The organism is Kouleothrix sp. 19917 (assembly GCF_057073505.1).
This window is the reverse complement of sequence record NZ_CP097099.1, coordinates 5,772,521-5,795,880: the sequence shown is the minus strand read 5'-3', so window position 1 is coordinate 5,795,880 and position 23,360 is coordinate 5,772,521. Positions and strand designations below refer to the sequence as shown.

Sequence of the window (23,360 nt, the reverse complement as noted above, 5' to 3'; positions counted from 1 at the left end):
GTAGCGTGCCATTGTTCTGGAGCATAACAAAGCCGGAACATGCTGCAGCATGTTCCGGCCTGGTTGCGAGATGCGGCTGGCTTATGGCGTGCCGAAATCTTGTGTCCAGTAGTAGCCGTATGGCCCGCCCGTGCTGCCACCGTCGAGGTGAACGTTCGACTGGTCGTCGCCTTCGTAGTAGTAGCCAATGCCCGTTTCGCGCAGGTTGCAGTTGAGAATGTTGGCGCGGTGGCCGGAGCTGTTCATCCAGCCATCGACCGCATCTTTCGGGGTAGAATAGCCTGCCGCGATATTTTCGGCCAGCCAGCTGAACGAATAGCCTGCTGCCTGCGCGCGCGTTACCATCGTCGAGCCGTCGCTGCCGGTGTGGCTGAAGTAGTTGTTGATTGCCATGTCGCGGCTGTGATTGTAGGCGGCGGCGGTGAGCTTGCTCGACATGACCAGATCAACATTGCAGCCATTATCGCGCCGGGCCTGATTGATCAGCGCCAGCACCTGCTGCTCGGGGGTGGGCGGCGGTGTAAAGGATTGCGCCAGTGGCACAAACACTTCGTGCAGGGCGGCGGTGTTTTGCGCGCTGGCTGGGTTCGGGTATGTGCTGGCAATAAAAAATGATAAAGCCGCGCACAGAATAGCGCGGCTCAAACGATGCTTCATATCCTAAACTCCCTTGCTAGCGGGCAATGTAGAACGTCGGATGCAATGACAACAGTGTTTTGCTAGGTAGCCCGCCGCGCAATAGTGTATAATTTTTAACCATTGTGGGCAATAGTACGCCGGTCCTCATAGGCATAGCAGTTTCGGGGCAGGCGTGGCAATGGGAGCGTGGTGCTGAACGAACTGAAGCAGCGGGCGCGGCATCTCAAAGCCGAAATCTATGCGCTCTACCTGGCCTGCCGCGACCCGCGTGTGCCGTGGTATGCGCGTGTTTTCGTGGCCTGTGTCGTGGGCTATGCGCTCAGCCCAATCGACCTGATCCCCGATTTCGTGCCAGTGCTGGGCTACCTCGACGACCTGATCGTGGTGCCACTTGGGCTGAGCATTGCGCTGCGCCTTATCCCGCCCGAGCTTATGGAAGATTGCCGCGTGCAGGCACGCGAGCGCATGGCGGGCAGCAAGCCGCGCAGCTGGCTTGCCGCCGCAGTGATTGTGGTGATCTGGCTGGCGCTGGCGGCGGGTGTGGGGCTGTGGGTGTGGCGGGCGTGGGGAAGGTAGGGCGAAAGCGCGAGAGACGAAGGAGCGCAGGGCGATTTTGTTCACATGCTCTGCGCTCCACAGCTCTGCGCTTCTACTCGTCGGGCGCGTTCAGGCGGCCCAGGCGGCGCACCTCGGGCCAGGCCAGCGCCACGGCAGCCACCACCAGCATGGTGCCGATGCCGCCGCCCACCACCGCGCCAACCGTGCCGAAGAGCGCGGCAGCCACGCCCGACTCAAACGCGCCCAGCTCGTTCGAGATGCCAATAAACACAAAATGCACCGCATTGACCCGGCCGCGCATGGTGTCGGGGGTACGCGTGAGCACGAGGGTGCTGCGAATCACGACACTGATGTTGTCGAGCGCGCCAAGCAGCCCGAGCATCAGCAGCGAGAGCAGGAATGACTTCGACAGGCCGAAGACGATTGTGACCAGGCCAAAGCCGGCCACCACCAGCAGCAGCACGCGGCCGGCACGCTTAAATGGCGGCAAGAAGGCCAGCGACACCCCGGCCAGCATCGCGCCGATCGCGGGCGCGGCGCGCAGCCAGCCCAGGCCCTCCGCACCGACATGCAGGATGTCGCGCGCGAAGACTGGCAGCAGCGCGGTGGCGCCGCCCAGCAGCACGGCAAACATATCGAGCGTGATCGATGCCAGGATGATCTTGGTTTTCCAGATAAAGCGCGCCCCCGCCAGCAACGACTCGGTCGAGAGCTTTTCGTCGCTCGGCGGCACCGGGCGCGGGCGCAGCAGCCCAAACATCAGGGCCACCACCAGCAGCACCACCGCGTCGAGCGCGTAAACGCCGGTGGCGCTGTGCTGGAGCGCGATCAGCAGGCCACCCAGCGCCGGGCCGAGGATCGACGACGCCTGCCATGTGCTGCTTTCCCAGGTTGCGGCATTGCTGAAGTGCTCGGATGGCACGACCTGCGCGATCAGCGAGGAAAGCGCGGGGCTTTGGAAGGCGCGCGCCACGCCAATGATCAGCAGGCAGCCAAAGATCAGCACGAGCGGCCCACTGAGGTACGATAGCAGCGCCAGGCCCAGCGCGCCCAGTGCGACTGCCATCATTGTGAGCACTGCGATGCGCTTGCGGTCGAAGCGGTCGGCGGCGTGGCCGGCCACGAGCGACAGGCCGATGACGGGCAGCACCTGCACCAGGCCAACCAACCCCAGAACCAGCGGCGAACTGGTGCGCTCGTACAGCTCCCAGCCCAGCGCGACATTCAGCATCTGCTCGCCAACGACGGTGAGAAAGGTGCCGCCAATCAGCAGGCGAAAATCGCGAAAGCGCAGCGCGGCGAACGGGTCGTGGCGGGTGGCGGTGACCTCGGGGGAAGACATAGTGTGGTTCTTTCTTGCAGTTTAGCTGAATGAAAAGAAGTGCGCGGCGGCGCGCACCGCAACTATACAGTCTCGGTGGTAGCAGAGACAGATGCGAAAGGCTGATTTACAGGTGAATAATCTCCAGCGGCTCGGCGGCAACGCCCTGCATCGCGCGCACGACCGACATGCGGTGGCATTCTTCGGGCTTGGCCTCGAAGCAGAGCACGGCCGCCGGCTGGGCGCGCGCCAGTTCGAGCGCGGCGTGCAGCGCCTCGGGCTGCGCGGCCATGAGTGCATCCATTTCGGCGAAGAATGTTGGGTAGTCGTGAGTGCGGCGCACTTCGTCGCGCAGCGGTTTGGGCGTGCCAAGCGCAGCAAGATGCGTGTAGCCGATGCCCGCATCCGCCAGGCGCGCGCTGAAGCGCTTTTTAGAGAAATCGGGCTTGCGGCTAAAGGGCCGCTCGCGCACGTCGATGATGTGGGCGACGCCATGCGCCTGCACAAGATCGAGGAATGTTTCGATTGAGTGGCCCTGATAGCCGACGGTGAAAAGTGTTGTCATTGTTTTCCCGAAGAACGGACGACTGACGAAAAGATTTACCACAGAGATATTACGTTGAAGAACGGGTCGGGCCAAGGACTTTGTTTGGGTCAAAGGGCGTTTTATGCTTGAGTACACCATAGACCACGTGCAACAACTTGCGCATCACCGCACCGATGATCACACCCTTGGCTTTGCCGCGCGCTGCCAGCCGTTCCGCAAACGCCTTGAACCCTTCGCATCGTCGCATCGCCACAATTGCCGGCCAGTACAGCGCCGCTCGCACGCTCGCCTTGCCCACTTTCGAGAGGTGTGTTCGCCGCCGCACACTCGTTCCCGATCTGTGCTGCGCCGGTGTTACTCCCGCGTCTGCCGCCAGCGCCTTGGCCGATGTATACGCGTCGATATCGCAGAACTCCCCCAGCAACTTAGCGGCAGTGATTGTACCTATTCCGACAATCGCCGTGAGAAGCGCAGCTTGCTCGCCCAGGTCACGCTCGTCTTTGAGATGCTGTTTGAGTTGTGCCTCGACGCTTGTGATCTGCTCCTCTACGCTTGCCAGAACCGTTTCAAGCGACGTGCGCACCACCGTGTCGCTGGTATCGCCCAAGCGATTGGACAGTTGCGTGCGCGTTTGGAGCAAGTCGTCGCGATGGCGTGTGAGCGCACGCAAGCGGCGCTGGGCGGCAGAGGGTGGTGTCCAGGCTTCGGGCTGGCATTGCAAGCAGAACAACGCAATGATGCGGCTATCCTGTTTGTCGGTCTTGGTGCGCATCATCTGGCTTTGGGCAAAACCCTTGATACGGGCAGGGTTAACCACACTGACGATGTGCTGAGCATCGGCGAGGAAGGCAGCCAGCGCTTCCCAATAGACATTGGTTGCCTCCATACAGGCATGCACGTGCTCAATGTGCTGGGAGCGAAGCCACTGCTGGAGCTGCTCAAAACCAGCGGAGGTGTTCGGAAACTGCTTGTGGCGACGGTCGCCACCCTCACGCAGCAGGGTGACATCGAAGGTGAGTTTGGCGAGGTCAATGCCGAGAATGTGCATGATAGCTCTCCAAAGGACAAGAAAAGGAGCTTGTTTCGGACCAGTCTTGAGGCTACGTGCTCGTGGGCACTGGGATCTTACACGGTCTTGTGAAACAAGCGATACGATGCATCGAAAGCCATTCTCTGTGACAGCGTCGAGCGCATCGGTCTTTTGCGGCCTTGAGATGCATCAAGGCATAGGATAGCAGAGCCAAGCCACTTCTGCGAGCCTTCATTGGTCTTTTGTTGACCCGCCCCACTTGGCGGCTTTTTAGACAAGACACGGAGGCACAGAGAGTTGTAGTTTGCAGGTTGCAAGTTTGAAAGTTGCAGGTTACTGCCTCCTGCTGGTTGCCAACTGTGGAATGGACGACCAAAGAAATTTCACCGCAAAGGGCGCGAAGCGTTGCAGGTTTGAACATTTGAAAGTTGCAGGTTTGCAGGTTGCAGGTTGCAGGTTGGCAGGTTGCAGGTTGCAGGTTGCTGGTGCCCAATCCCAAGACCCCAGACCCTAAACCCTTATGCGGTTGCAGCTCACTGCCAACTGCCACCTGCCGACTGCCAACTGCGCTCACCCCGTCACCCTGCTCAGCGGCGGGCGAGGTTGCGGCGGCGGTAGGCGTCGGCGGCTTCGCGCACCAGCGCGGCGCATGTGGGCGCGGCGTAGGTGTTTTCCAGCGTTGCGGCCAGCTCGGCCAGCTCGGCGATGGTGGCGCGGCCGGGCCGCAGCATGTCGTACATGCGCAGGACCTCGGCGTTAGGCACGGCGGCAAGCTCAGCGGCGCGCGTGAGGTTGGCGGCCAGCTGCGTGTAGCCCGCCGCGCGCGCGACATCGGCCTGGGCGCGCAAGGTCGCGGCGCTGACTTGCAGGTCGGCAATGCTGAGTTCGCCTGCCGCCAGGGCATCAACGGTGACCTCGGGAAGCGCGCGCCCGCTGGCAGCCGCGAGGGCTTCAGCGTGATCGATCAGCGGATAGTTCGGATGTGATTCAGCCATTCTTTATCTCCAAATTTATCCACAGATTACGCAGATTACGCAGATTAGGGTACATATAATCTGCGTAATCTGTGGATGATATTCAGGTTTACACGTCTGGTTCCCAGTCGAAGGCCAGTTCGTCGGGCAGGTCGTCGCGCACCTGCTCGGTTTCGCGGCGATGCAGCAGAGCGGTTTTGACGATCAGCCGCAGGCGCGCCCAGTTGTCGACCTGCACGGGCACGGGCGTGGGCTGCTGGCCCAGCGCATAGCGGGCGGCGTTGCGGCCGATCTGCTCGTAGGTGGCGAGCGTCAGGCTAGGCGATTGCGGGAACAGCTCGAGGTTGTTCAGCCGCGCCAGGCCACGCTTATGAATGACGGTAGTGCCACGCGATTGCAGGCCGATGGCGATGCCCGAGCCGCTGAGCTGCGCGCCAATATGCCCGATTGCCGCGCAGTCGGAGGTGTGGTGAACCTTGACGATGCGCGCCGTCAGCCCTTCGCGGGCGACGCCGGTGAGAATGGCCGCCAGCACGTCTTCGTGGGGAATGCCGCCGATGGTGCGGGTGAGCGCGGTGCCAAAGGCCGGCCCGACCGCCACAATAACCTCGCGGGCGCTGCCGGCGCGGGCCGGGCCGATTGGCGCAAGCTGCGCGACGGGTGCGCCAAGCTGCTCGGCAATGAAATCGCGGGGCGAGCGCTGCTGGCGAATCTGCTGAATTTCGTCCCAGCGCGGGCCATCCACGCGGTAGCCGCTGCCAGGGCCAACGTAGTCGTTCGGCTGGTTGATCGCGCTCTGTACGCGAAACTCGTGGTCGAACAGCGCGGCTGGCTGGAGGTAGTCGGCCGCGACGCGCTGGCGGCCCATTTCGAGAATGTTGGCGGCGACTTGCGCGAAGCCGCGCCGCTGCAAGCCCGCCACCGCCGCCAGGATGGTCTGGTCGCCGGCCAGAAATGCGTCGGCAGCCTGGAGATCGGCCACGACATTGCGGGCTGGCATGTCTTCGCTGGCGTGCGCGACCACGGCGGCCTCGATCTCGGTGTCGCTGATTGGCGGGAAGCCCAGTTCGGCATAGACGGCCTGGATGGCGCGCGCGCCTTCGCGACGCACCGCGAGCGCTTCTTCCTCGGTGATCGAGCGCGTGCCGCCGTCGATCTGCATGTCGCGCTGCAGCACGTTATAGTCGTCGAAATCCTCGGCGTCGAAATTCCCGCCGCCGAACAGGTTGTCGCGCTTGGGGATGGCGCTGTAGCCCGAGAAAATGAAATCCGCGCCGGGAATGAACTGCAGCATGAGCTTGGCGGTTTTGCGGATGGCCGAGTGCGAGGCCAGCGCGTCGTTGCCCGAGGCGACTTCCAGCCCGAGCATGGCGGCGAGCAGGTTTTCGGCCAGCACGGCGCGCACGCCGCCCGGCAGCGACTCGGGCAGGGCGATGCAGGAGATCGAGCCATTCTGCACGCCCTGGCTGCCCGCACCACGCGTCACCAGCAGGCAGCGCGCTTCGAGATACAGCATCGAGCGGCCTTCGGCGTGGCCCATCAGCGCTTCCGAGCCTGTCCCAGAGGTGAAGCGCACCTTGACGCCACGCGAGGCGTAGGCCGAAGCCAGAAACGCCTTCGACCAGGGCGTGTCGTCGCCGTCGGCAAATGAGCGCTCGGTGCCGTAGACGGAAAGCGTTTCGGCGTAGGTTGTCAGCCCTTTCATCGCCAGCCGCAGCCCAAGCGACTCCTCGACCGAGCATTGAGTGAGCACGCCGCCGCGCCCAGTCTGCGTGCCAACCAAAATAGCCAGCGCGTTGAAGGGCGCATAGCGCGCCACGCCCACGGTCGTTTCGACCTCGGCAAAGCCGCGCGCAGCGGCCTCGGCGGCATCGGCGGCCAGCAGGGCGGGGTGCTCGCGCTTGTTGGTGACGTGGGCCTGGTTGGCGGGCTGGCGGCGCACGCGCATCTTCGCGAGGCCGTTCATCATCTCCAGCACGTTCATGTGGCGCATGATCTCGACCAGCTTGGCGGGCGTGCAGCCAAGCGCCAGGCGCAGCACATCCTGGCGCGGCACGTTGATGTCGGCCAGCATGCGCGCAATCTCAATCGAGGGCGTCGCCATCGCCTCGGCGGCCACCGCCAGGTCGAGCGCGTGGTCGGCGATGAACTGATCGAGCACGTCGAAGTCGGCGCGGGCGCGGCCATCCAGCTCGGTCACGCGCCCGTTTTCGAGCACGAGGCTGGGCGCGGGGTCGAAGGGGCTGTCGGCGACGACCAGGCCGGCCTCGGGCCAGGGCTCGACAAAGGTTTCGCGATTGATGTCGCGCTCATCCAGAATGGCAAAGCGGCGGGATCGCGTCATGGCAGGTCCTTTGGGGTTTACAGGTTTACAGGTTGCAGGTTGCAGGTTGCAGGTTGCAGGTTGCAGGTTGGAGCCGGGGCGTATCGCATACGCCTCACCGGCGAACGGCGCAAGTTTACCAAACCACGAAGACACGAAGACACGAAGGTTTAGAAGACGAAAAACGGAATGTTTTACCGCAAAGAGCGCAAAGATTTACGATTGACGATTTGAGATTTACGATTGGGACAAGCGACCACCGACCCTTCGACAAGCTCAGGGAGGATAACCGACGACCATTGGCGTCCTGAGTAGCGGCGTTAGCCGCGTATCGAAGGGCGACGACCAGAATATTCAGCGCAAAGGGCGCAAAGATTTACGATTGACGATTTGAGATTTACGATTGGGACAAGCGACCACCGACCCTTCGACAAGCTCAGGCAGGATAACCGACGACCATTGGCGTCCTGAGTAGCGACGTTAGCCGCGTATCGAAGGGCGACGACCAGAATATTCACCGCAAAGAGCGCAAAGGGCGCGAAGATGTACGATTGGGACGAATGACGAACGACGAAAATTTACCACAGAGACACAGAGGTTTTGAGTTGCAGGTTCGAAGTGTGCCGGCCGCACGTGACTGAAAACTCAACACTCAACATTCAACACTCAAAACTGCCTCCGGCTGCGCGCTACAGTGTACCCGATTGTCGGGGAGGATGCCAGACCGATGCGGCGAGAAATCGAATTTTGGTGTACGATTTTTGCCGACTGATGCGTTTCATATATAAGCACCTGTTCCAGCATTCGCGCATTCACGAAAGACACGCCAATGATGAGCCAGAAAGACATTGCGGCAGCGTTGTATGGGCAATTACCGCAGGAATTGTACCCACACATTCCCACGCTCGCGCGATTGCTCGAAGAATCGTCACGCACCGGGCAAGCCCCCGCAAATGCCAATGCCGAGCTGCGCCCCCTGCTGGAATACCTGGCCGGTCGGCGTGTCGAGGCCGGCCAGACGATGATCCATTTTGGCGATGGCAGCCAGATTGGCAAGGTGGAAATTGGCGATGTGGCGGGCGGCGGCGTGCTCAAGCTGACCATCCAGTTCCCTGAAAGCAAGCGGACCAATCGGCGGCTGATGCTCAGCCTGGGTGGGATTGCGGTGTTGCTGGTGTTGGTGGCGACCCTGTTATTTATGTATGTGAATGGGCAAGGCAAGCGACTGAACCAGACCAGGCTGGCGCTCGCGGCGGATATCGCCACCAATATGTCGAACCTCGACGCGCAGGTTGATTTCGCTCAGGTGGCGTTGGCTGATCCGCTCGATAACAACGCTGTTTCCAGCATGTGGGAAAATAATGTGCGCCAGCGCGTGAGCGGTTTGCAGCAGGCATTCAACAGTCGCTCGCTCGCGGTCGCGCCAGACTCGGCGCTGCTGCAGGTGCTGATCGACAGCAAGGCAGACCCATCAGCGGTTCAAGATTTCTACAGCAATGTGAAAGCGGCGCACGACACCACCCAATCGCTGCTTGAACGTATGAGTGGGCTGGCCAATCTTAACAATGCGAACGACCGCGCCGAGCGCCTGAAAGAGATCGATCTCCAGCGGCGCATATTTGCCAGCAGCGCGCAGCTCGCCTACCTGTCGGGCATGCTTGCGCTCGATAGCATGGGTATGCCGCACGACGAGATCTCCATTCGCTTTGGGCAGATGAAACACCTCATGCCACGCGACTATATGCCACAAGAAAGCCTGCTGGCGGCTATTGATGCGGAAAGTAATACCATGGATGCTCTGGTGAAGGAACGTGGCGCGCAGCGTGGGGGTAATCAGCAGGCGCTTGATGAATCGCTCCAGATCAAGCCCGACGATACCTGGGACAAAGTGGTGGGCAAGGCAATTGCGCTTCGCAAACTCGGCGCAATCGAGCAGTCGGTGGCGGCGTTTAAGCAGTATGGCGCGATGTTCGCGGCCAGCGACCCCACCGCCGCGCAGTATTCCTCGGTGGCGCAGGCGTTTACGCCGCAGGCCGGCGCGCTCGGCGTCGAAAGCGCGATGTATATCTACGATGTGCCGGCGGGCAGCACAGGGCAGCAGGCGGGATTGCAGGTGGGAGATATTGTACTCGTGCTGGGCGGCTTGCCGACACCAAATGCTACAGCGTTTGAGGCTGCACAGAGTCAATTGCCGGCTGGCCCAGTTGCGGTGGAGGCATTGCGACTACAGGCAAACGGCACCTTTGCGCGAACAACATATACCGTCAGCAGCACGCCGATTGGCATTTCGGTGATGCCAATTTAAGCAGGAGGAAGCCGTGAATCAGCAATGGCTGGACCTGGTTGGCGCGCAACTTGGGCGCGATAGCAACGACCCACTGGTCGAGCAGATTGCAATGCTGCTTGAGCAAACTGCTGCTGGCACGCTGCCGCTTGCTTCTGCCAACGAGCAATTGCGCCGCAACCTGGCAATCGCCGGGCTTGGCCCGCTGCTGTATGTGGAAGCCATCCCGCCCGATGGTTTTATGCTGTGCGACACTCGCGACCGCCCGCTGCTCGTGACGCATATTGCACAGCCGAAGCAAGCGCGCGCAAACACATTCTTTGATTTTGGCAGCGCGCAGGTTGGCAGCGTACAAACGGGCGATCAGGCGATGGGCGACATCAATAAATCGTATGGCGCAAACGACGAAGCCAGGCCCTTGCCTGCTGGCTCGCCACGCAATCAGGCAGAACATGCCCGCCGGTTGCTGCAAACGCATCGGCAACGCCTGCAACACCTTGAGCAGCGCGCCGCACTTGAGGGGTTCTATACACCGCCCCATATAATGATCGAAATCGACGAGATCAAAGCCGAGATCGCACGCCTGGAGGCGCGGCTTCGCCCATCAAAATGAAACTCAAAGGGCGAATCGCATACGCCCGTTTCTGCCAAACTACAAAACAAGGAGACACGAGACGCTTTTCTCGTCCCGTGTCTCCTTGTCTCCTGTCTTCCCGTCCCGCGTCTCGCGCCTACCAGTGGATCGCCACGCCAATAAAGTCGTCGCGCTGGTTCAGCAGGCCGTCATACATGGCCTTGGACTCCGAGCCGTTGATGAAGTGCGTGATGATGTCGTCGATCTGGAGCTTGCCGCTTTCGAGGAAGTGCACCAGCAGACGCATGGCGCGCTCGCGCACAAACGGGAACTTCTCGCGCGGCTCGTTGCCGATTGCCGAGCCATGCGCGCCGATCAGCTGGATCGAGCGGCCATGCAGGTTCCAGTAGAAATCGACATCGCCGGCCACGCCGCGTGGGCTGCCCACCATCACCACCTTGCCGCCGTCGGCCACGACGTGCATGGCCGCGTTCACCGCATTCGGCACGCCGGTCGCGTCCACCACAATGTCGGGGAGCTGGCCGTTATTCAGCTCGCGCAGCACCACGCGCAGGCCATCATTCGAGCCGGCCGCCACCGGGTCAACAGCGACGACGCCGGGCGTGCGCTCGGCTAGCTCGCGGCGGCGCGCCACCGGGTCGATGCCAATCAGCGGGTAGGCACCGGCCGCCGAAAACAGGCGCAGCGCGATCTGGCCGATCAGGCCCTGCCCGAACACCGCGACGGTCTGGCCGATCAGCGGGCCGCTTTGCACCAGCGCGGTGAGCGGGAAGCGCGCCAGCACTGCGAACGCAGCGACTTTGGCCGACACATCCGGCCCGATTGGCGTGATGATGCCGGCCATATTCGCCAGGCCGTGCGTTTCGTGGCGGGCCTCGTAGATCACGCGGTCGCCAACCGCAACCTTGTTCACGCCCTCGCCCACCGCCAGCACGCGCCCAACGCCGCTATAGCCCGGCACAAACGGGAAGCGCGGCCATGTGCGCGTCGGGTCGTTCAGCCACTGGTGAATGCCCGTATAAACCGCCAGCTCGGTGCCGGCGCTAATCGCGCTGGCCTCGTTCTCGATCAGCGCCTGGCCCGGCCCTGGCTCGGGAATATCGTACTCCTCGATTTCGACCTCGTAGGGGCGCGGCATCACCGCGCGCGTTCCCTTCGCCATAGCACACCTCGCTACTGGGCGGTCCACCCGCCATCGATTGTCAGCACCGCGCCGGTCATAAAGCTCGACGCCTCGGACGCCAGAAACACCATCGCGCCGCCCAGCTCGTCGGGGTTGCCCCAGCGGCCCAGCGGGATTTTGTCGACAAAGGCCTGATACGCGGCCGGGTTGTTCATTAGCGGGCGGTTCAGCTCGGTCATGAACGGGCCGGGCGCAAGCGTGTTCACCGTCACGCCCTGTGCGGCCCACTCCAGCGCCAGCGTGCGCGTCAGCTGAATCACGCCGCCCTTGGCCGCCGTGTAGGCCGGCCGCTCGCCCAGGCCCACCTGCCCCAGCATCGAGCTAACGTTAATAATGCGGCCCCAGCCCGCCTCGAGCATCTGCGGGGCGGCGGCCTGGCAGCACAGAAACGTGCCGGTCAGGTTGATGTCGATCAGGCGGCGCCATTCTTCCAGCGGGAATTCCAGCGTGGGCTTGCGGAAATTCACGCCCGCGCTGTTCACCAGAATGTCGAGCTTGCCAGCCTCGCGCTGCACCTGGGCAACCGCCGCCTGCACCTGCTCGGCGTCGGTCACGTCGGCGGCGATGGCGAGCGCGCGCCCGCCAAACTCGGCGGCGATCGCGTCGGCTGCGGTTTGCGCGGCGTCGAGCCGGCGGCCCAGCAGCGCCACGGTTGCGCCCGCGCCAGCCAGCGCCCGCGCGAACACCAGGCCCAGCCCGCCCGCGCCGCCGGTCAGCAGTGCCACGCGCCCGCTCAGGTCGAACTGATTCAAGGGGAAATTCATGCCTGCTCCTCAAGGCTGCGCAGGTGCTGCACGCTGCGCGCGAACTGATCGAGTTCCCACATGCTTACCTCGTTGCCGGGCAAGCCCTGCTCCCACGGCGATTGCCAGGGGTCGTTGGCCAGGCGGGCGTTGCGCGCCATCATGCGCAGCGCGGGCACCAAATCGCGCGCGTCGCGCGGCGGGTAGCCTTCCCACCAGCCATCTTCGAACAAGCGAATGTGGCGGGCGAACAGCGCCGCCAGCTCGATATGGTGCGGCGCGTCGGGGGCGACCTCGGCCAGCAGCGCCCGCATAGCAGCCCAGTCGATCACGCCCTCGCCAAGCGCGGCGCGCACCAGCAGGTAGCCCGATTCGGTCGGAACAATCGTGTAGTCCTTCAGGTGCACGTTGAAAATGCGGTCGCCGAGCTTGCGCGCAAAGATGAATGGCTCCTCGCCCACCGCCAGCGGGTTGACGACGTCGAAGGTCACACCGACGCGCGGGCCGCCGGCTTCGCACAGTTCCAGCAAATCGTCGGATGTCACGTCCTGATGGTTTTCCAGCGCCAGCCGCATGTCGTGCTGTTCGAGCGCTGGGCGCAGCGCCGCCACGCGCCGCACATTCTCGGCCTGGTGCGCGGCCCAGCCGCCGGGGATGGTTGCGCGCGCACCTTCGAGGATGTTGCTGAGCGTGGTGCGAACGATGCCTGCGCCAGCGCGGCGCGCCAGCGGCAGGAGCGCGCTGATCGCATCGACATCGACCAGCCCGGTGTCGACCAGCAGGGTCAGGTTCGATTCTTCCAGCGTTGCGCGAAGCGCGTCGATCGTGGCGGGCTCGGTATCGGGGAGCGTGCTGGCCAGCGGCATCTCGACGCCGCGCAGGTTGTACTGCTGCGCCAGGCCGATCAGCCCGCGCGCCCCCAGCGGCTCGGCCACGGACGGCTGCCCGTCGCGGCGGAGAAAACCGCAGCTGCACGGGAAGCTGTAGGCGGCGAGGCCAAACGTCGCGGTGGTAGGGCTCATTCCCTTCTCCTTCTTCAGTGCGTGGAACGTGAGAATGGAGGATGGTTTCGGACGCGCGTAGGATAGCGCAAAATGCCGGATTCTACCAATGCGCCATTGTGGCAATCGCGCCACGCCCGGCCGTGAACGACCGGGCTACAAACTACGAAGCCCGCCTGTGCGGGCTGAAGGAAGCCAGCATCAAGCCCGCTTGAGCGGGCGTCGCTCGGTAGCGCGGCGGCTTCAGCCCCGCGCGGGATTGGTGCCCTGGTGTCTTGGTGGTGAATCTTCGCTCCGGCTTCAGCCCCACGCCACGCCCGGCCGTGAACGACCGGGCTACAAACTACGAAGCCCGCCTGTGCGGGCTGAAGGAAGCCAGCATCAAGCCCGCTTGAGCGGGCGTCGCTCGGTAGCGCGGCGGCTTCAGCCCCGCGCGGGATTGGTGTCCTGGTGTCTTGGTGGTGAATCTTCACAGCGGCTTTGCAAAATGTCGTACCAGTTGGCCGCGCCCGCGCCCGCAACGATACCGGTACGACACGCCACGCCTACACTGGCGCTGTGCTTGCCCCGCAGCTGCGCGCATTGCTCAGGTGCGCGCACCATAACCAAAGGAGGCCCGATCAATCCTAGCCCGATCCGCTAGTGCCATTACACGCAACATCCAGCGCTAAGGAGGCATGATGAGGTTTTTGAGCGGACGAAAAAGCTGGTTTATTGGCGGCTTCGCCACCTACTTAGTTGTGGCGATTGCCTTTGCGATCACGCGCGGTGCCGGCGCTTCCGAGCGCACGCTCGCGCCGGGCCTGGCGGTTTTCAACAAGCCCACCAACTCCAGCCCGATCGCACTTTCTGCCAGCAACGAGCTGCTGTGGGCCGTCAACCCCGACAGCGACACCGTCTCGGTGTTTCGCACCAGCGACAATACCAAGGTTATCAGCGACATCCCGGTGGGCGACGAGCCGCAGAGCATCGCGCTCAACCCCAACAACACCTTTGCCTATGTGGCGAACGCCGCCGGCAACAGCATCACCGTCATTAAAATCACGAACGCAAGCGTGAACAGCTTTCGCGCCGCGCCCGACACCACCGTCGGCCCGGGCGGCGAGATCATCACTGGCGCCGAGCCGTGGAATATTGTGATCTCGCCCGACGGCAACCGCGTGTTTGTGGCGAACAGCGCGCAAGACACCATCAGCGTGCTGCGCACCGACACCAATGTGGTGATTGGTGCAGTGAACCTGCGCACCACCGCCTGCAACGACGTGACGGGCGACAACGTCGGCGACGCGAACTACCACTTCCAGCCGCGCGGCCTGGCCGTAACGCAGGACAACACGCGCCTGTTTGTGACGCGCTTCTTCTCGTTCACAGGCGGCAACGCGCCCAAGCAGGCCACCGACAACGGCAAAGTTGGCGTCGTGTGCCGCTTCAATGTGAACACCGGCGGCGCGAATGCCGGCGCGGTGCTGAGCGCGCCCAGCAAGATCACGCTGGCGCCGCAGATCACCGGCTTCAAGATCGACACGAATGGCGACGGCGTGGGCGACACCGATACCTCGGCCTACCCGAACCAGCTGCAAAGTGTTGTGATTCGTGGCAGCCGCGCCTACCTGCCGAACATCGCGGCATCGCCAACCGGCCCGCTGAAATTTAACGTGGATACGCAGGCATTTCTCAACCAGATCAGCGGCGTGGGCACGGGCGAAGCCGATGCTGGCGCGCTGAACCTGCACCTGGGCGCGCGCACACCCGAGGCTGGCAAGGAAAAACTGTTCTTCGCCAACCCGTGGGCGATCGCCTTCACCAATCAGGCTGGCGCGGGCGCGGCGTATGTCGCCTCGGCGGGCAGCGACCTGCTGGTGAAGCTGAATGTCGCCGCCGACGGCACGGTGAGCTTCACGGGCGGCGCATCCACCACGCGCTACGTCGACCTGAACGACTCGACCGACCCGCAAACCAGCGGCGCGAACGCGGGCAAGAACCCGCTTGGCATCACGATCTGCGATAGCGGCGCATGCGCTGGCCGCGCCTACGTGATGAACTATGTTTCGCGCAATATCTCGGTCGTCAACACCGCCACCGACGAAGTGATTGCCGTCAAGGCTACCGCTGCGCAGCCGCCCGCCGGCACGCAGGAAGAACAGCTTCACGTCGGCAAGGAAATCTTCTTCTCGTCGCGCGGCGTGTTCGACAATGGCACGCGCAACCGGCTTTCGAGCGAGGGCTGGCAGAACTGCGCAAGCTGCCACTTCAACGGCCTGACCGACAGCGTGGTGTGGAGCTTCAACGCCGGCCCGCGCAAATCGGTGCCGCTGAATGCTACCTGGAGCCCGCACAACCCCGACGACCAGCGCGCGCTGAACTACTCGGCGATCTTCGACGAAGTGCAGGACTTCGAGCTGAACATCCGCAACGTTTCCGGCCCTGGCCCGAAGGATGGCGCGCTCGACGCCAACCACGGCCTGATCATCCCCGACAGCACTGCGCTGACCGATATTGTGGCCTTCAACAAGCCCAATGCCGGCCGCCCGCAGCAAACCGTCACGCTGCCGGGCAGCAACACCGCCTGGCCCGCGCTCGACGCCATGAAGGAGTGGGTGCGCTTTGCCGTGCGCACGCCGAATGGCGCGCTCGACGACACCGAGGTGACTGGCGGCATCAGCAGCTCGGATGTCGCTGCCGGGCGGCGGCTGTTCTTCCGCGCCGGCTGCCAAACCTGTCACGGCGGCACGAAGTGGACGCTCAGCAGCCGCGATTTCGCACCCCCGCCCGACGCCGCGACGATCGCAACCGAAACCAACCCGGCCGCGCCAGCGGGCGTCAACCCGGTGGGCGCGCAGTTCCTGTTCGAGAAGCTGCGCAACGTCAAGTCGTTTGGCTTCGCCAGCGGCGGCATTGGCGGGAATGAAAAAGCCCAGGATGGCAAAGACGCGCTGGGCAAGGATCATAACGGCGACGGCAAGGGCGATGGCTTCAACATCCCCTCGCTGCTCGGCATCTGGTCGCTGCCGCCCTACTACCACAACGGCGGCTGCGAAACGCTGAACTGCGTGCTGGCCGACACCAACCACCGCGCGCCGGGCCGCAGCTCGATCAGCGGCGTGCAGCAGGCCCAGATCGTTGCCTTCCTGCAATCGCTCGACGCCGAAACGGCCTTCCCAAGCAACCTGTACGTCAACCGGCACGACATTTTCTTCGACCCGCCGCGCGTGGTGCAGGGCACCAGCGTTACTGTGGGCGCGAACGTTTCGCTGTTTGGCACCAAGGCCGATCTGGCCGACCTGCTGAATGGCGGCAGCCTGACGGTGAAGTTCACCGGGCCGGGCCTGAACGCCGAAGAAACAATCACAGCCGACGACTTCAACCAGGACTTCGGGCAGGCGCGCGTAACGACGACATGGAACGTGCCCAATACCACCGGGCGTGTGGCGATTGTCGTGCAGGTCGATAGCGGCGATGTTGTGCTCGAAGACAACGATCGCGACAACACGGCACGGCGACGCGTGCAGATCAGCAAGCCCGCGCCCGACACCGCCGCACCCGTGATTGTGGAGGGCAGCGTGAGCATCAGCGACGACGATCCGTTCAACCCGAACGACCAGATCGCTACCTCGCGCGAGGTCAAGGTGCGCTTCCAGGCCACCGACACCGGCGGCAGCGGCGTTGATGCGGCCTGCGTGGTGCGCTACTCGTACAGCACCCGCGAGCGCCGCTGGGTCGAGGAAGACTGCAACTTCAAGAGCGTCACGCCCGACGGCGGCAGCGGCAACAGCTTCACGCTCAGCGCCAGGCTGCCCGAGAAGGTTGGCACCGCCTACGCATTCGTGTGGGTGAAAGACAAGGCCGGCAATATCTCGCGCACGCCGGGCTTCGACGTGATCAGCTACATCCCAACCGGGCGCAGCTTCGAGATCGACCGCAACGACACGACGATCTTCCGCTTCACGCTCGACGCCGGCCAGAGCCTCTCGCTCACCTTCAAGCCCTCGGTTGGCGACATCGACGTGCTGGTGTTCAGCAATGGCAGCTTCCAGAATGCCAGCGCAAACAGCGGCACGCAAGAAGAAAAGGTCACGCTCACTTCTTCCGCCAACGACACCTTGTTCCAGGTGGAAGTGCGCGCCGTGGTGAACAGCCGCTTCACCATTGCAGCCAGCACGGTGGTGAATGGGGCGCGCCCGGCGGCCGCAGCGGCGGCACCAGCAGCCACCACACCCAAGCCAATCGTTGGTGGCCCGCCCGCGCGTCAGGCCGCCATCGACGGCGTGCCCGAGCTGTTCGTGCCGGTGGCGATCAAGCGGTAGGAAAACCATCCACAGATGACACAGATTACACAGATGGCATCCGTATCTGGCGTAATCTGTGGATGACTTAAAGCTTGGTTGAATTTGCGTGAAGGAAGCTTTCCACAGCGCAAAGAGCCAGCCACAAAGAGCGCAGAGAGCACTGAGTAGAGAAACAAAACTCGGTGTCCTCTGTGCTCTCTGTGGCTTGAAGTATTCTGCTTCTTGGTGCTGTTCGCCCCTATGCGCAACCTGCGCTACAATACGCCCCATGCAAGCACCCGAAGACATCATCCTTGAGCTTGAAAACATTGGCGCGGGCTATGGCGCGCGGCGCGTGCTGGCCGGCGTTTCGCTGACGCTCCATGCGGGCGAAACGCTGGTGGTGGCCGGGCAGAACGGCATTGGCAAAAGCACACTGCTGCGCTTGCTGTGTGGCCTGCAGCGCCCCAGCGCGGGCACGATCGTCTACACCCAGGGCGGCCAGCGCTACGCTCCCGAGCAAGCGCGCGGCCTGGTGGGCTGGGTTGCGCCCGATTTGCAGCTCTACCGCGAGTTGACCGCGCTGGAAAATCTGCAGTTCTTCGCGCAGGTGCGCGGGCTGCGGCTGGCACCGGCCGCGCTCGAAAAACTGCTGGAAGAGGTGGGCCTGGGCGGGCGCGGCAACGACCTGCTGGCGGCCTATTCTTCGGGCATGGCCCAGCGCCTGCGCTACGCCTACGCGCTGCTGCACCGCCCGCCCGTCCTCCTGCTCGACGAGCCCACCGTCACCCTCGACGAGCGCGGCGCGGCCGTGGTTGAGCAGATCGTGCAGCGCCAGCGCCTGCGGGGCATCACCGTCATTGCCACCAACGACCCGCGCGAGCTGCGCTATGGCGATTATGTGCTGCATTTGGCTGGCAACGCTTGACGCCTGCGCTGGCGCAAAACCTCACGCTTCCCGCCACAAAGAACCGTAATACTGCGCTGCTACGCATACGCGCCGTAGTGCCGAATGCCGCTGAATTGTAACGCGATTGGCATAACTGCGCCCGCGTCGGCGGCATATACTTCAGCATGGCGATGTGCCAAACGGTTGTTTCTGGGAGCGTGGAGCGATGGCGGGATATTACGATCTTCGGCTGGTAGTTCTTTCCTATATTGTTGCAACAATTGCCTCGTATACCGCGCTGGATCTGGCTGGGCGCGTGACATGGGCGCGTGGCCTGGCGCGCCGGCTGTGGCTTGCCGGTGGCGCGTTTTCCATGGGCCTGGGCATCTGGGCGATGCACTTTATTGGCATGCTGGCCTTTCACCTCGATGGCATGCCGATCGAATACGATGTTGGGCTGGTAGCGCTTTCGCTGCTGGTGGTGATCCTGGCCTCGGCTGGCGCGCTGCTTACTATGAGCCAGCCACATCCCCGCCTGGCGCACCTTGCGATTGGTGGCCCGCTGGTTGGTGGCGGCATTGCCGCAATGCACTATATTGGCATGGCGGCCATGGAAATGAACGCCATGCTCAGCTACAACGCCGGGCTGGTGATCCTCTCGATTGCGATTGCCATCGGCGCGGCATGCGCGGCGCTCTGGCTGGCATTTCAGTTTCGCGGCGACACGGCGCTCAATATTCGCGGGCAGCGCCTGAAATTTGCCAGCGCCTTCGTGATGGGCGTTGCGATTGTTGGCATGCACTACACCGGCATGGCTGCCGCGCATTTCATGCCCAACCCCGGTGCCACCCCTGCGTCGGGCAGCATGAGCACGCTGCCGCTGGCGCTCGCAATCGTCTGCGGCACGCTGGTGATCCTTGGCTTCACGCTCCTATCGGCCTTGTTCGACCGGCGCTTCACCGTGCAGGGGCAGGCGCTGGCCGATAGCGCGGCGCGCTACCAGTCGCTGCTGCACTATCATTCCGACGCGGTGCTGGAATACGACCTCAGCGGAAACCTGCTGGATGCCAACCTGGCCGCTGGCCGCATTCTGCGGCGCGATGTCGCGGCGCTGCGCCGCGAAGGGCTGGTTCCGCTGCTCACGCCCGACGATACGGCGTGCTTTTCGCAGCACCTGCGCCGCGCCATTGATGGCGAACTGCAGGAATATGAGCTGGCGCTAACGCCAGCGCCCAATCAGAAAACCCTGCTGCATATGCGCAACGTTCCGCTGGTGATCGAAGGACAGATTGTGGGCGTGTTCGCAATCGGCACCGACATCACCGAGCGCGCGCGCGCCCTGGATGCGCTTCAGCGCAACAAAGGGGAGCTTCAGGCCATGGTCGAGCAGCAGCACCAGCTGCTCGAAACCATCCAGCAGCTCTCGATGCCGGTGCTGCCCGTGCATGATCGCGTGCTGCTGATGCCGCTGATTGGCAATATTACCGGCGAGCGCAGCCAGCAAATGATGAGTACGTTGCTTCAGCATGTCGAGCAGCAGCGCGCCAGAACCGTTATTATTGACATAACCGGCGTCTCGCTGATCGATACCCTGGTGGCGGGCAATCTGATCCAGACAGTGCGGGCAGTGAGCTTGCTTGGTGCGGAGACAGTGCTGGTGGGAATTACGCCGGAGGTGGCGCAGACACTGGTGCAGCTGGGGGTCGATCTGTCGCAGATTGCGATCCGCAGCAACCTGGAGGCCGGGGTAGCCTATGCGATTGCGAGCCGCGCGCGTCAGCCAGCCAGCAAGGCGCTCGATCTGTAGTTCTTTGCTGTGTTCCAATGCCGGCGGTGCGCAGGTGCGCGCCGCTGGTTTTTTATGGGGCCAGCGCGCCGCCCAGGCGCACAATCGCCTCGGAAAAATGCAGGCGCATAAGCTTGCCAGCCGCATCGGCGTCGCGGTTCCCGATCTGCTGAATTAGCGCCTCGTGCACGCCCTGGATATGCTCGCGTTGCTGGATCGTCCAGCAGCGCGACAGGCCATCGTACATCACGGCGCGCATGTCGGGGCGAATGGTGTCGAGCAGCTCCACCAGCATGAGGTTATGGGTGGCGCGGGCAATCCGTAGGTGCAATTCGAGGTCGAGGTCGATATAGGCATTGAGGTTGGTGAGCTTGCGGCGCATACAGCGCACCACGCGCAGCAGGTGCTCAAGCTCTGCGTCGGTGCGGCGCTGGGCAGCGAGCATGGCGTTTTGCACTTCCAGCGTGACACGCGCCTCCATCAGCCGCATATGCGCTGGAATCGCCGGCTGGCCGAGCTGCACGCGGTTCACGTCCATGGTTGTATCCTTTCCAGAAGAATACCGGCGCCTTGCCCCGCTGTGTTGCAACCGCTCCCAATTGGTGTGCTGGAATAATAGCACAAAAGCGGCGCGTGGAAATGAGTTCTGGCTTAAAACCTGCGCCACTCGCAGGCACAAAAACGCGGGCCGAAGTTTTGCTTCGGCCCGCGTTTTTTTTCCTATGAAATGCTATAGCTGAGGAGTAAAACGATCGGGCCACAGAGAACACCGAGGTTACCGAGCAAGAGAATCAAACTCAGTGCGCTCAGTGCGCTCTGTGGCTCAACTGAATTTACTGATCGCGCTACCTGTTGCCAAGCACCGCATCGATCTCGCTCAAATCGGCCGCACTCAGCTGCCAGTCGGCCGCAGCCGCATTGGCGCGCACCTGCTCGGGCTTGGTTGCGCCCGCAATTACCGACGCGACGGCCGGGCGGCTGAGCAGCCACGCAAAGGCAAGCTCCAGAATAGTGTGCTCGCGCGACTCGGCAAACTGGATGAGCTTTTCCACGGTGGCAAGCTGCGCGTCGTCGAGCGGCTTGGCGTCGGGGCCGCCCAGTCGCGTGCCTTCGGGCGCTGGCTGGCCGCGCCGATACTTGCCCGTGAGCAAGCCACTCGCCAGCGGAAAGTAGGGCAGGAACGCCAGCCCCAGCCGCTCGCAGGCCGCCAGCACGCCATCCTCGGGCGCGCGCTTGAGCAGGCTGTACTCGTTCTGCACGCTCACAAAGCGCGCTGCTTCCGCCGGGCGGGCCTGCTCAGCCGCGTCGATCTGCTTGGCCGAAAAGTTCGAGCTGCCGATCTCGCGCACTTTGCCAGCGCGCACCAGCTCGTCGAGCGCGCCCAGTGTTTCCGCAATTGGCACGGATGTGTCGGGCGTGTGCAGCTGGTAGAGGTCGATATAGTCGGTGCCGAGGCGGCGCAGGCTGGCGTCCACGGCTTTGTGAATATAGTCGGGGTGCGCGCCCTGCCCAGCACCATCCATGCGATTGCCAAATTTCGTTGCGATCAGCACGTCGCGGCGGCGCTGGCCGAGCGCGCGGCCCAGGTATTCTTCGCTCTGGCCCTGCCCGTAAATATCGGCCGTGTCGAAAAACGTCACCCCGGCGGCCAGCGCCGCGTCCACCACCCCAGCGGTCTGCTCGGCGTTCAGGCGCCGGCCAAAGTTGTTGCAGCCCAGGCCAACCACTGGCACGTGCAGGCTGCCAATTGCGCGTGTTTCCATGCCAAGAACCTCCACATCTCGCTTGCCCCGTGGCATGCTACCACAGGCACAGCCTGCTTCGGCAAGAACAGTTCCGCCAGCCAGCCGACTGCGCAAAAAAACACAATCTTGACAAGGCGATTTTTTGACCATATACTAACTATACTTTTGAGAGCGCTCCCAATTCTGCTTCGTTGCACAAACCACTGGCAAGCGGCAAACCCGCATGCTAGCTTTGTTGCACACTCAAAAAGCCGACACTACTTTCGCTTCTTGCGCTGTTCACACGAATGAGCTCATTCTTTCGATTTTGGGTGCTATTCAGCTCGAAATAGCCTGGCTCACGGGCTTGTGGTACGCTTGCATAGTTGGAAGCGGTTCCAATGCCATCTTCTCTCACAATCGAAGAAATTGCATCCATTGCACAGGTATCGCGCTCGACAGTATCGCGCGTGCTGAATGAGCACCCAAACGTGCGCGCAAGTGTGCGCGAGCGCGTGCTGCAGGTGATCAGCGACCATAATTATGCGCCCCGCGCAGCGGCGCGCAGCCTCGCCAACAATCGCACGCAGAGTCTCTGCTTTCTTTTCCCCAACAAAACCAGCAGCGTGTTTGAAGATCCATTCTTTGCCATGCTGATGCAGGGAATGCTCGACATTGCCAACCGGCGCGGCTATTTTGTGATGCTCTCGGCAGTGGCGCCCGATATGGAGCAGGATTTCTACCGAAAGGTGCTGCGCAGCCGCCCGTTCGACGGCCTGATCATGCTGGCTTCGGTGGAAGACGACCCGCTGCTGCCCATGCTGCTGCGCGATCATATTCCATTTGTGCTGTGCGAGCGCCACCCCTACCTGCGCAATATTTCCTGGATCGAGATCGATAATCGCGAAAGCGCGCGCGAGGCGGTGCTGCACCTTCTGAAGCTTGGGCATCGCCGCATCGGGACGATCACCGGCCCGCTGAATACCTCGTCGGGGGTGGAGCGGCGCGATGGCTACAAGCAGGCTTTGCTGGAACATGGCATTGGGATCGCTCCCGAGCTGATCGTCGAAGGCGATTACCATCCCGATGGCGGTTTTGCTGGCATGCAGCGCCTGCTGCAGCTGCCCGACCCGCCCACGGCGATGTTTATTGCCAGCGACCTGATGGCAATTGGCGCGATGCGGGCGCTGCGTGCGGCCGGGCTGCGCGTGCCCCACGACATGGCAATCGTCAGCTTCGATGATCTGCCGGCCGCGCATTTTGCCGATGTGCCGCTCACCACCGTGCACCAGCCCATCCGCGACATTGGCCTGAACGCTACCGATATTCTGATTGACCAGCTCGAACGGCAGGATTTCACGCCGACATTCCGCCGCATGCCCACCAAGCTCATTATTCGCGACTCGTGCGGGGCTTTGCTGCGCACAGGCGCGTAGAACAATTGGCAGCCCAGAATTTTCCTCGAAAGGGGGTGAACGCCAGGCACGGCAAAATTCTA

The 23,360-nt window shown here is 62.9% G+C and carries 18 protein-coding genes; 7 read left to right on the top strand and 11 right to left on the bottom strand.

Features of this window, described 5'->3' with window-relative positions; genetic code table 11:
- Nucleotides 1–81: 81 nt before the first annotated feature.
- Nucleotides 82–657 carry a CAP domain-containing protein gene (locus M1P90_RS23370; protein ID WP_483697870.1) on the bottom strand — a complete coding sequence of 192 codons (576 nt, stop codon included), beginning with the start codon at nt 655–657 and terminating at the stop codon, nt 82–84.
- A 171-nt stretch (nt 658–828) separates the two neighbouring features.
- On the opposite strand from M1P90_RS23370, the gene M1P90_RS23365 reads away from it, so the two are divergent.
- The gene (locus tag M1P90_RS23365; RefSeq protein ID WP_483697869.1) at nt 829–1,215 is read left to right on the top strand and encodes a YkvA family protein; all 387 of its coding nucleotides are present in this window, start codon (nt 829–831) and stop codon (nt 1,213–1,215) included.
- Nucleotides 1,216–1,288: 73 nt separating this feature from the next.
- On the opposite strand, the gene M1P90_RS23360 is transcribed toward M1P90_RS23365, so the two are convergent.
- The 5 genes from M1P90_RS23360 to M1P90_RS23340 all read right to left on the bottom strand — a co-directional run bounded on the left by M1P90_RS23360 (nt 1,289) and on the right by M1P90_RS23340 (nt 7,413).
- On the bottom strand, nt 1,289–2,539 hold the full coding sequence (locus M1P90_RS23360; protein ID WP_483697868.1) for an MFS transporter: 1,251 nt from the start codon (nt 2,537–2,539) through the stop codon (nt 1,289–1,291).
- A gap of 106 nt (nt 2,540–2,645) precedes the next feature.
- A complete protein-coding gene (locus M1P90_RS23355; protein ID WP_483697867.1) occupies nt 2,646–3,083 on the bottom strand; it encodes a DUF488 domain-containing protein in 438 nt (145 codons plus the stop codon).
- 49 nt (nt 3,084–3,132) lie between these two features.
- A complete protein-coding gene (locus tag M1P90_RS23350) occupies nt 3,133–4,113 on the bottom strand; it encodes an IS110 family RNA-guided transposase (protein ID WP_483697866.1) in 981 nt (326 codons plus the stop codon).
- A gap of 569 nt (nt 4,114–4,682) precedes the next feature.
- On the bottom strand, nt 4,683–5,090 hold the full coding sequence (locus M1P90_RS23345) for a diol dehydratase small subunit (protein ID WP_483697865.1): 408 nt from the start codon (nt 5,088–5,090) through the stop codon (nt 4,683–4,685).
- Nucleotides 5,091–5,178: 88 nt separating this feature from the next.
- The gene (locus tag M1P90_RS23340; protein ID WP_483697864.1) at nt 5,179–7,413 is read right to left on the bottom strand and encodes a propanediol/glycerol family dehydratase large subunit; all 2,235 of its coding nucleotides are present in this window, start codon (nt 7,411–7,413) and stop codon (nt 5,179–5,181) included.
- Nucleotides 7,414–8,221: 808 nt separating this feature from the next.
- Between M1P90_RS23340 and M1P90_RS23335 the strand changes: the two genes are divergently transcribed.
- Both M1P90_RS23335 and M1P90_RS23330 read left to right on the top strand, forming a co-directional pair.
- Nucleotides 8,222–9,697: a hypothetical protein gene (locus M1P90_RS23335; protein WP_483697863.1), complete on the top strand. Its 1,476-nt coding sequence runs from the start codon at nt 8,222–8,224 to the stop codon at nt 9,695–9,697.
- 13 nt (nt 9,698–9,710) lie between these two features.
- Nucleotides 9,711–10,289, top strand: a complete 579-nt coding sequence (locus tag M1P90_RS23330) for a hypothetical protein (RefSeq protein WP_483697862.1) — start codon at nt 9,711–9,713, stop codon at nt 10,287–10,289.
- A 118-nt stretch (nt 10,290–10,407) separates the two neighbouring features.
- Here the strand turns inward: M1P90_RS23330 and M1P90_RS23325 are convergent, their stop codons facing one another.
- From M1P90_RS23325 to M1P90_RS23315, 3 genes are read right to left on the bottom strand one after another with little or no spacing between them, the layout of a single operon-like run.
- The gene (locus M1P90_RS23325; RefSeq protein WP_483697861.1) at nt 10,408–11,433 is read right to left on the bottom strand and encodes a zinc-dependent alcohol dehydrogenase; all 1,026 of its coding nucleotides are present in this window, start codon (nt 11,431–11,433) and stop codon (nt 10,408–10,410) included.
- Nucleotides 11,434–11,444: 11 nt separating this feature from the next.
- A complete protein-coding gene (locus M1P90_RS23320; RefSeq protein ID WP_483697860.1) occupies nt 11,445–12,218 on the bottom strand; it encodes an SDR family NAD(P)-dependent oxidoreductase in 774 nt (257 codons plus the stop codon).
- Nucleotides 12,215–13,219, bottom strand: a complete 1,005-nt coding sequence (locus M1P90_RS23315; RefSeq protein WP_483697858.1) for a sugar phosphate isomerase/epimerase family protein — start codon at nt 13,217–13,219, stop codon at nt 12,215–12,217. The genes M1P90_RS23320 and M1P90_RS23315 overlap by 4 nt, the downstream gene beginning before the upstream one ends.
- Before the next feature lie 668 nt (nt 13,220–13,887).
- Between M1P90_RS23315 and M1P90_RS23310 the strand changes: the two genes are divergently transcribed.
- The 3 genes from M1P90_RS23310 to M1P90_RS23300 all read left to right on the top strand — a co-directional run bounded on the left by M1P90_RS23310 (nt 13,888) and on the right by M1P90_RS23300 (nt 20,159).
- Entirely contained in the window at nt 13,888–17,502 is a 3,615-nt protein-coding gene (locus M1P90_RS23310; RefSeq protein WP_483697856.1) for a beta-propeller fold lactonase family protein, read from the top strand.
- A 250-nt stretch (nt 17,503–17,752) separates the two neighbouring features.
- Nucleotides 17,753–18,391: an ABC transporter ATP-binding protein gene (locus M1P90_RS23305; RefSeq protein WP_483697855.1), complete on the top strand. Its 639-nt coding sequence runs from the start codon at nt 17,753–17,755 to the stop codon at nt 18,389–18,391.
- Nucleotides 18,392–18,578: 187 nt separating this feature from the next.
- Nucleotides 18,579–20,159: an MHYT domain-containing protein gene (locus M1P90_RS23300; protein WP_483697853.1), complete on the top strand. Its 1,581-nt coding sequence runs from the start codon at nt 18,579–18,581 to the stop codon at nt 20,157–20,159.
- A gap of 52 nt (nt 20,160–20,211) precedes the next feature.
- Here M1P90_RS23300 and M1P90_RS23295 read toward each other — a convergent pair whose 3' ends face one another.
- Together M1P90_RS23295 and M1P90_RS23290 are read right to left on the bottom strand one after the other, a co-directional pair.
- Nucleotides 20,212–20,676, bottom strand: a complete 465-nt coding sequence (locus M1P90_RS23295) for a FadR/GntR family transcriptional regulator (protein ID WP_483697852.1) — start codon at nt 20,674–20,676, stop codon at nt 20,212–20,214.
- 307 nt (nt 20,677–20,983) lie between these two features.
- Complete coding sequence (locus tag M1P90_RS23290) at nt 20,984–21,901, bottom strand: aldo/keto reductase (RefSeq protein WP_483697851.1); 918 nt, start codon at nt 21,899–21,901, stop codon at nt 20,984–20,986.
- Between the two features lie 362 nt (nt 21,902–22,263).
- On the opposite strand from M1P90_RS23290, the gene M1P90_RS23285 reads away from it, so the two are divergent.
- Nucleotides 22,264–23,298 carry a LacI family DNA-binding transcriptional regulator gene (locus M1P90_RS23285; RefSeq protein WP_483697850.1) on the top strand — a complete coding sequence of 345 codons (1,035 nt, stop codon included), beginning with the start codon at nt 22,264–22,266 and terminating at the stop codon, nt 23,296–23,298.
- Nucleotides 23,299–23,360 lie beyond the last annotated feature (62 nt).